The 7,193-nt window shown below is 41.6% G+C and carries 8 protein-coding genes; 5 read left to right on the forward strand and 3 right to left on the reverse strand.

Annotated elements, in window-relative coordinates; translation table 11 throughout:
* Window positions 1–181 precede the first annotated feature (181 nt).
* Window positions 182–874, reverse strand: coding sequence for a response regulator transcription factor (locus ABZB17_RS18410; RefSeq protein ID WP_372652331.1), 693 nt, complete (start codon window positions 872–874; stop codon window positions 182–184).
* A gap of 2 nt (window positions 875–876) precedes the next feature.
* The gene (locus tag ABZB17_RS18415; protein WP_372652333.1) at window positions 877–2,112 is read right to left on the reverse strand and encodes a sensor histidine kinase; all 1,236 of its coding nucleotides are present in this window, start codon (window positions 2,110–2,112) and stop codon (window positions 877–879) included.
* A 237-nt stretch (window positions 2,113–2,349) separates the two neighbouring features.
* Between ABZB17_RS18415 and ABZB17_RS18420 the strand changes: the two genes are divergently transcribed.
* The 4 genes from ABZB17_RS18420 (at window position 2,350) to kynU (ending at window position 6,413) form a co-directional block, all read left to right on the forward strand.
* Window positions 2,350–2,664: a hypothetical protein gene (locus ABZB17_RS18420; RefSeq protein ID WP_372652336.1), complete on the forward strand. Its 315-nt coding sequence runs from the start codon at window positions 2,350–2,352 to the stop codon at window positions 2,662–2,664.
* Between the two features lie 433 nt (window positions 2,665–3,097).
* The gene (gene hydF / locus ABZB17_RS18425; RefSeq protein ID WP_372652338.1) at window positions 3,098–4,327 is read left to right on the forward strand and encodes a [FeFe] hydrogenase H-cluster maturation GTPase HydF; all 1,230 of its coding nucleotides are present in this window, start codon (window positions 3,098–3,100) and stop codon (window positions 4,325–4,327) included.
* Window positions 4,328–4,397: 70 nt separating this feature from the next.
* Window positions 4,398–5,132, forward strand: coding sequence for an SGNH/GDSL hydrolase family protein (locus ABZB17_RS18430; RefSeq protein WP_372652340.1), 735 nt, complete (start codon window positions 4,398–4,400; stop codon window positions 5,130–5,132).
* On the forward strand, window positions 5,133–6,413 hold the full coding sequence (gene kynU / locus ABZB17_RS18435) for a kynureninase (RefSeq protein ID WP_372652343.1): 1,281 nt from the start codon (window positions 5,133–5,135) through the stop codon (window positions 6,411–6,413).
* On the opposite strand, the gene ABZB17_RS18440 is transcribed toward kynU, so the two are convergent.
* Window positions 6,410–6,838: a hypothetical protein gene (locus ABZB17_RS18440; protein ID WP_372652345.1), complete on the reverse strand. Its 429-nt coding sequence runs from the start codon at window positions 6,836–6,838 to the stop codon at window positions 6,410–6,412. The genes kynU and ABZB17_RS18440 overlap by 4 nt on opposite strands.
* Window positions 6,839–7,013: 175 nt before the next feature.
* Between ABZB17_RS18440 and ABZB17_RS18445 the strand changes: the two genes are divergently transcribed.
* The coding region (locus ABZB17_RS18445) for a hypothetical protein (RefSeq protein ID WP_372652348.1) at window positions 7,014–7,193 on the forward strand (180 nt) is incomplete at its 3' end.

A 7,193-nucleotide genomic window follows, 5' to 3' on the forward strand; every position in this document is an offset into this window, starting at 1 on the left:
CTTTTATTCAATATTGAAACTTCTAAGTGAGATACTTTTTACTTCTCCACCGGATTTTCAATGTGACCCTCAATTAGCACAGTGCTGCTTTGATAAAATTCCCCTTAGAAGGGGAACAAAAGGGAATGAAAAAAACCGGCCATGCCTATTGGTAACTTCCAATAATCTCGAACGAGTTTTTCTAGCAATGTAAAATGTAACCCACTTTTACCACATTTTCAATTGAAATTGAAGGATCTCCGGAGAAATACTTTCTAAGTTTCGAAATGAACACATCAAGGCTTCGTCCGGCAAAATAATCGTTCTCGCCCCAAATGGCAGTTAAGATCTGTTCGCGCCGAACCACATTCTTTTTCTCCTTGCAAAGCATACGCAACACTTCGGCCTCGCGTGTTGTAAGGCGTTTTATATTTCCGTTCAGACTAAGCGAAAGATTTTCATAATCGAATTCGTAAGCGCCAACCTGGTAAACGGTTTCGTTTTCTTCCTGGATAAAATCACTGCGTTTACTAATAGCCACAATTTTGCACCACAACTCGTCCTCATCAAAAGGTTTGGTAATGTAATCGTCGGCGCCAATAGTATAGCCTTTCATTTTATCTTCTTTCATGGCGCGCGCCGTAAGAAAAACTACGGGAATTTCAGGTTGAACAGCTTTCACCTTTTTGGCCAGTGTAAATCCATCCATTTTCGGGAGCATCACATCAAAAATGCAAAAGTTGAAATCGCCGTTTTTTTTGAAGCCCTCCAGGCCTTCTTCACCGTCGCGGTACAGCGTAACGCCAACTCCGCGACTTTTCAAAAAATCCTCCAACAAAAATCCAAGGTTAAGGTCGTCCTCAACTAAAATAATGTTTAAGTTTTTTTCGTCCATCTTTACGATTTTTCCAGTGGCAATTGAATCCTAAAAACAGTCCCTTCATCGCTTGTACTTTCAACAGTAACGGTTCCGTTATGCGCTTCTACAATTTGTTTTACGTAGGCCAGCCCAATTCCAAAACCTTTGGCATTGTGCACATCGCCCGTTGGCACCCTGTAATACTTATCAAAAATATACTTTTGAAATTTAAGCGGAATACCAATCCCGTTATCTTTTACCAGGATTACCAGCTTATCGTTTTCAATATGGGTAGCTATTTCGATGTCAGGATTGCGCTTGGAGTATTTTATAGCATTCGAAAGCAGGTTAACGAACACGTTTATAAAGTGCAGGCGATCGATAAAAACCGGAGTGTTCCCTGCTTCAAAATCGTATGTAATTCGCCCGTACCTTTCGTTTAGCAACATTTCGCAGGTTGATGCCGCTTCTTTTACCACATCTTCAATCGATGTTTCTTCTTTGTTGTAATCAAATTCGTTTCGCTCCACAGCTTCCAGGCGCAATAAACTTTCTACCAGGTTCTGCAGTTTTCGGTTCTCCTTGCTTATCAGATCCGCGTAACTGCTTAATTTTTGCTCATCCTCGCCATAGCGTTTTTTACGAATCATATTCGACGCCAGAGCAATTGACGACAAAGGCGTTTTAAATTCGTGACTCACGTTATTCAGCAACTCTTTGGTATGTTTGGCAATACGAATTTCGCGGTTGTAAATGCGCAAAAGATAAAAGAGCGAAAGGATAAGCAGGAAGATCAGAATTACCGATCCAAGGAACATATAACCTGCCGTGGCAAAGAAAAAACGGGTTCGCGACGGAAATTCCACCACCAATTGATACCCGGTTTGCCCAAGTATTCCACCCATACAACGCGAGTAATACAATCCTTTATCGAATTCGGCCTCAATTACTTTTAGCTCCTCCGAACCATCTTCAAGAACGTACATTTCGAAATCCAGATCGATGTCGTATGATTTTAATTCGTTTTGAATAGCATCGTGAATTTTTTGCCAAACACCTGATGATGTTAGTTGTGTTTTAAGGCGAACAGAGTCACAATCAACACAAGCTTTAACCTTGTTGCATAATGGCTTATCGGCGGTAAGATTTGTCATGGTTTCGCTTAAAGCTAACTCCACACTTTTCTCAAATACTTTGTCCTGAAAGCGAATGGAATAAACAATCCATTTTATTTGTGTTGCCAGCAGTGCCAGGATTATAAGCAATGCCAACAAAAATGTATATTTTCTGAATACTGTTTTCACGTATAAATTTCCCTGATCTTTATCGATGAACTATTTACTAACACAATCCCATTGATAACCAATTGTTTTATAAAGCTTAAAAAACTCAAAAATAACCATTTAATCAACAATCAGTCCGGCCGTTAATTACTTTAACCTCGCATTAACGCATACTTTAATCAGTAAACAATATATTTGTATCACGATCACAAAAAAAACTAAAAAATCATGAAACGAATTCTAATTGTAATCACTCTTATTGCTGCTTTTAGTGTTGCTATGGCAAGCACAAATGCAAAGGTTAATACAGCAAAAAAATCGGAAGTTACTGTTGTTGCCGACGATAATTCGGTTGTAATTAACAAGGAAGAGGAAGAAAAAAAGAAGAAAACAGAAAAGAAAGCCACAACCGCTAAAAAAGCCGACAAAAAGGCAACAGGTTGCACCGACGCACAAAAGAAAAGTTGTGAAGCATCGGGTAAAACCTGTGGTGACAAAAAAGCCACAACTGAGAAAAAAAGTTGTTGTGGGGGATCGAAGTAAAATCAACTTCAAATAAATCAATTAAAGGGTGCTTCAGCACCCTTTTTTTATGCCTCAGCGCTAACAAAAAGTAAATTTTCACACGAAAAAACCAATCCTCCCTGACATTTTGTAAATTCTCCCGCGGGAGAACAAGACAAATGTAAGGAAGAACGACCTCCAGGTATGGGAGAACTGTTCATAAGCATGTGAGAAACACCAAAAACCGTGGGAGAACATCTTTTTTTATGGGAGAACCGGGAAAAAACGCGAGAGAACTGCCTGCAGAGGTGGGAGAAGCACCTTTTTTAATGAGAAGAAGCCCTTTTGGCATTGCCGGAAGCCTGCTTTCTCGCAGCAACGAACTTTTACGCAACGGCAGAATCTATTTTTCATTCCAATAATTGTGTGAATTGGATTGAATTTGTACTTTCAGTCGCGCAAAACAGAAAACATGAGAGCACCGAAATCATTTCGTTTACACATTGGAATTTTTGGCCGCAGAAATGCCGGCAAATCCAGCCTGTTAAATGCCTTAACACAGCAAGATGTTTCTATTGTTTCGGATGTAGCCGGAACAACTACCGACCCGGTTGAAAAACCGATGGAGCTGCTTCCTTTGGGGCCGGTACTTTTTATCGACACCGCCGGAATCGACGATGTTGGAGCACTTGGCGAAAAACGAATTGCCAAAACACTTGCCGTATTCGACCGAACAGATTTGGGTGTAATTGTTTCGAATTTTAACGATTGGGGGGAATACGAAGAATCGCTTATCGGCGAGTTTAACGAGCGCGAGATTCCGTTTCTGGTGGTGTTTAACAAGTGCGATCTGTACGAAGAAAACTTTGAAATTATCGGTGCTCTCGATGGCCAAAAAATTAAGCTGGTTCAGACTTCGGTAACTGAAAATAAAGGTTTACTTGATCTTCGGCAATTGTTATTGAATTCGGCTCCTGCCGATTTTATAAATCGCCCAAGTATTTTAGGCGATCTTGTTGGCGCCGGAGAAGCGGCGGTTTTAGTGGTTCCAATCGACAAAGAAGCACCAAAGGGGCGACTGATTTTACCTCAGGTGCAAAGTATACGCGATTTATTGGACAGCGATGCATTTTGTATGGTAGTAAAAGAGCGGGAATTGCGCGAAGCATTGTCGCGATTTAACAAGCCGCCAAAACTGGTAGTTACCGATTCGCAGGCCTTTTTAAAAGTGGCTGCCGACACGCCTCCTGAGATACCGTTAACCTCCTTTTCCATTTTGTTTGCACGCCACCAGGCCGATCTTAACGAAATGGTTCGCGGAGCCATGGCCATCGACAAGCTAAAAACCGGCGATAAGGTTTTAATTGCCGAAGCCTGCTCGCACCATCCCATTGGCGAAGATATTGGTACCGTAAAAATTCCGCGCTGGCTTACCCAGTATGTGGGCGGCAAACTGGACATTGAAAGTACACGCGGGCACGATTTCCCGCCAAATATTTCCGATTATAAACTTATCATACATTGCGGAGCCTGTATGTGGAACCGCCGCGAAATGTTGAGCCGCATTATGAAAGCGAAACAAGCTGGAGTTGCAATTACCAATTACGGATTGACCATTGCCTATTCACTTGGAATTTTTGAGCGTGCTTTACAACCATTCCCGGCAGCATTAGACATTTATAAAAACGGGATTGAAAATTAGCTTCTAAAATACTGGATACTTTTTTCAAACCGGGAACAAGGCTGAGTTGTTAAAAGAATAAAAGAGAAAAATGAACCGGATAGTTTTTTTACTATTGATGTTTGCAGGACTGGCCTGCACCGACAAAGAAGACTCCGAAATTATGAATGTACAACCGGAACCAGGTGATCCTGTCGAAGACGCTGATAAGGATTCTACCTTGTATTACCTTGCTTTAGGCGATTCGTACACTATTGGCGAAAGCGTGGCGGAAAATCAACGTTTCCCGGTTCAACTGGTTGAACAATTAAAAGCTGATGGTTTTGAAATGCAACCGGCAAAAATTGTGGCGCGCACCGGCTGGACCACCGATGAATTGGCCGCTGCTATTGAAAATGAGAATTTAAAAAACGTATATAATTTAGTGACCTTGTTAATTGGCGTAAACAACCAGTACAGGGGAAGAAGCGCCGACGAATACCGGGGAGAATTCAGGAACAACCTGCAAACCGCAATAAAATATGCAGGTAACAAAGCTCAAAACGTAATTGTAATTTCAATCCCCGATTATGGAGTTACTCCTTTTGGGAAAAGCCGCAACCCGGAACAGATTGCCAAAGAAATCGATGAATACAACGCTATAAATTTTCAGGAAACACAGCAGGCCAATGCGCGTTACGTGGAGATAACTGCCATTTCGCGCGAGGCGCTTAACGATGAAACGCTTGTGGCTTCCGATGGCCTACACCCCTCAGGAGAAATGTACCGCCGCTGGGTAGAAAAAATTCTTCCTGAAGCCAAAAGAATACTCGAAAGCCAAAAATAAATGACAACTGACCAGAACCTTGTTTTAGCCAAACAACTTGACAGAGACGATCCATTAAAAAAATTCCGAAGCCGGTTTTACATTGAATCGGAGAATACCATTTACCTTGATGGAAACTCGCTTGGCCGCCTACCAGTCGAAACCAAAGCGTTGCTTTCTGAAGTGGTGGGAAAACAATGGGGAACGGAACTTATCGAAAGCTGGAACCGGAACTGGTACCAAAAACCCGCTCAGCTTGGCGATAGAATCGCTCCAATTATTGGTGCTTCGGCTGGAGAAGTAATTGTTTCAGACAGTACTTCGGTTAACCTCTACAAACTGGCTCATGCCGCCCTGAAACTGCAGAAAGGAAAAACAACAATTGTAAGCGACACACTCAATTTCCCTACCGACCTGTACATTTTACAGGGACTTTTAAAGGAATTTGGCCCGGAATACCAGCTCGAACTGGCTCAGACCGCAAACGGCATTACAATTGACACGGATGAGCTAAAATCGAAGATCACAAAAGATACGGCCCTGGTGGTGCTGTCGTTGGTGGCCTTTAAAAGTGCTTTTATGTACCAACTGGAAGAAATAACCGGGTATGCGCAAAAAATGGGTGCGCTGGTTCTTTGGGATCTTAGTCATGCTGCGGGTGCTGTAGAAATTGAGCTGAATAAATGCAATGCAGATCTGGCGGTTGGTTGCACCTACAAATACCTCAATGGCGGTCCGGGTTCACCTGCTTTTCTTTACGTACGGAAAGATTTACAGGAAAAATTATCATCCCCCATTCAGGGTTGGTTTGGAGAAGCTTTACCTTTTGAGTTCGATTTAAACTACCGTCCGGCAGAAGGTATTCGAAAATTCCTGACAGGAACACCTCCGGTACTAAATCTTATGGCCATAGAACCAGGCATTGATATGATCAACGAAGCAGGAATGAGAAACATTTATCAAAAAAGCATACGGCTGTCCGGGTTCTTTCTTTCCCTGGCTGAAACAGAATTACGTAATTATGGTTTTGAAGTTGGCTCTCCGGCGAAGCCAGAAAACCGGGGATCGCATATATCGTTAAAACACGAGGAAGCCTACCGAATTTGTCAGGCTTTAATCCATCCAAAAACATCAAGGATTCGAATCATTCCCGATTTTCGTGCTCCAAACAATATTCGTTTTGGTTTTACGCCGCTTTACACAACTTTTAACGAAGTGTGGCTCACGGCTCAACGCCTTAAGGAGATTATAAAAAACAAAGAGTACGAGCAATTTTCAACGCAAAGATCAGAAGTTACTTAGAGTTTTTGTTTTGGCGCATGAAAGAAGCCAAAAAACTCGATCTTGCCCATGGCATCTTTTTTTAGCAATTTCAAAATGCCTTTTTCAAAAGCAAACTGAAACTCAATATTGTACCTGAACTCTTTCGGATTAATTAATGTAATAAAGTTTCGGGCAACGCTCCAGTTTCCGTCAGTTGTCCCTTCCAGTAGTTTTACCGGTGCTTTGCCTGCTAACTTAAATTCATGATTTTCGAAAAAAGAAAGAACGTAGATTATTTTATTTTTCTTCAGCGTATCTTCATCAAAATGTAACAGCTGCTCTCCCTCATCTACGTAATATTCAATCAAATGCCACTTGCCGGGAATAAGCTTTTTTTTGCTGCCAAACACCGCGGGCGATATCAGCCACTCAATAAATTTCGGGAAAATCGATTTTAGTTTCATTACGAGCCTGTTACGTTTGGTAAGACCAAAACCCGGTAAAAAAGTTTAATGCTTTGTGCAATTTTAAGCGATCACAACGGAGAAAAATTCCATATCCGAATCAAATGCAACAATAATGAGCTTCCAACGTATTTTGAGGTATGTAAAAAAACGCTAATTCATACCTTTAATTCAAATGAACCTTGATTTTATTCAAAAGCTCACCCTAATTGTGCAGGAAAACCTTGCGGATGAAAATTTTGGCCCGGATCAACTGGTTCATAAAACAGGAGTCAGCCATTCTACGGTTCATCGCTGGCTAAAACAATCTATGAATAAAAACATCAGCCAGTTTATTCGCGATATCAGACTAAAA

The sequence above is a fragment of the Draconibacterium sp. genome (genome assembly GCF_041583095.1).
Taxonomy (GTDB): domain Bacteria; phylum Bacteroidota; class Bacteroidia; order Bacteroidales; family Prolixibacteraceae; genus Draconibacterium.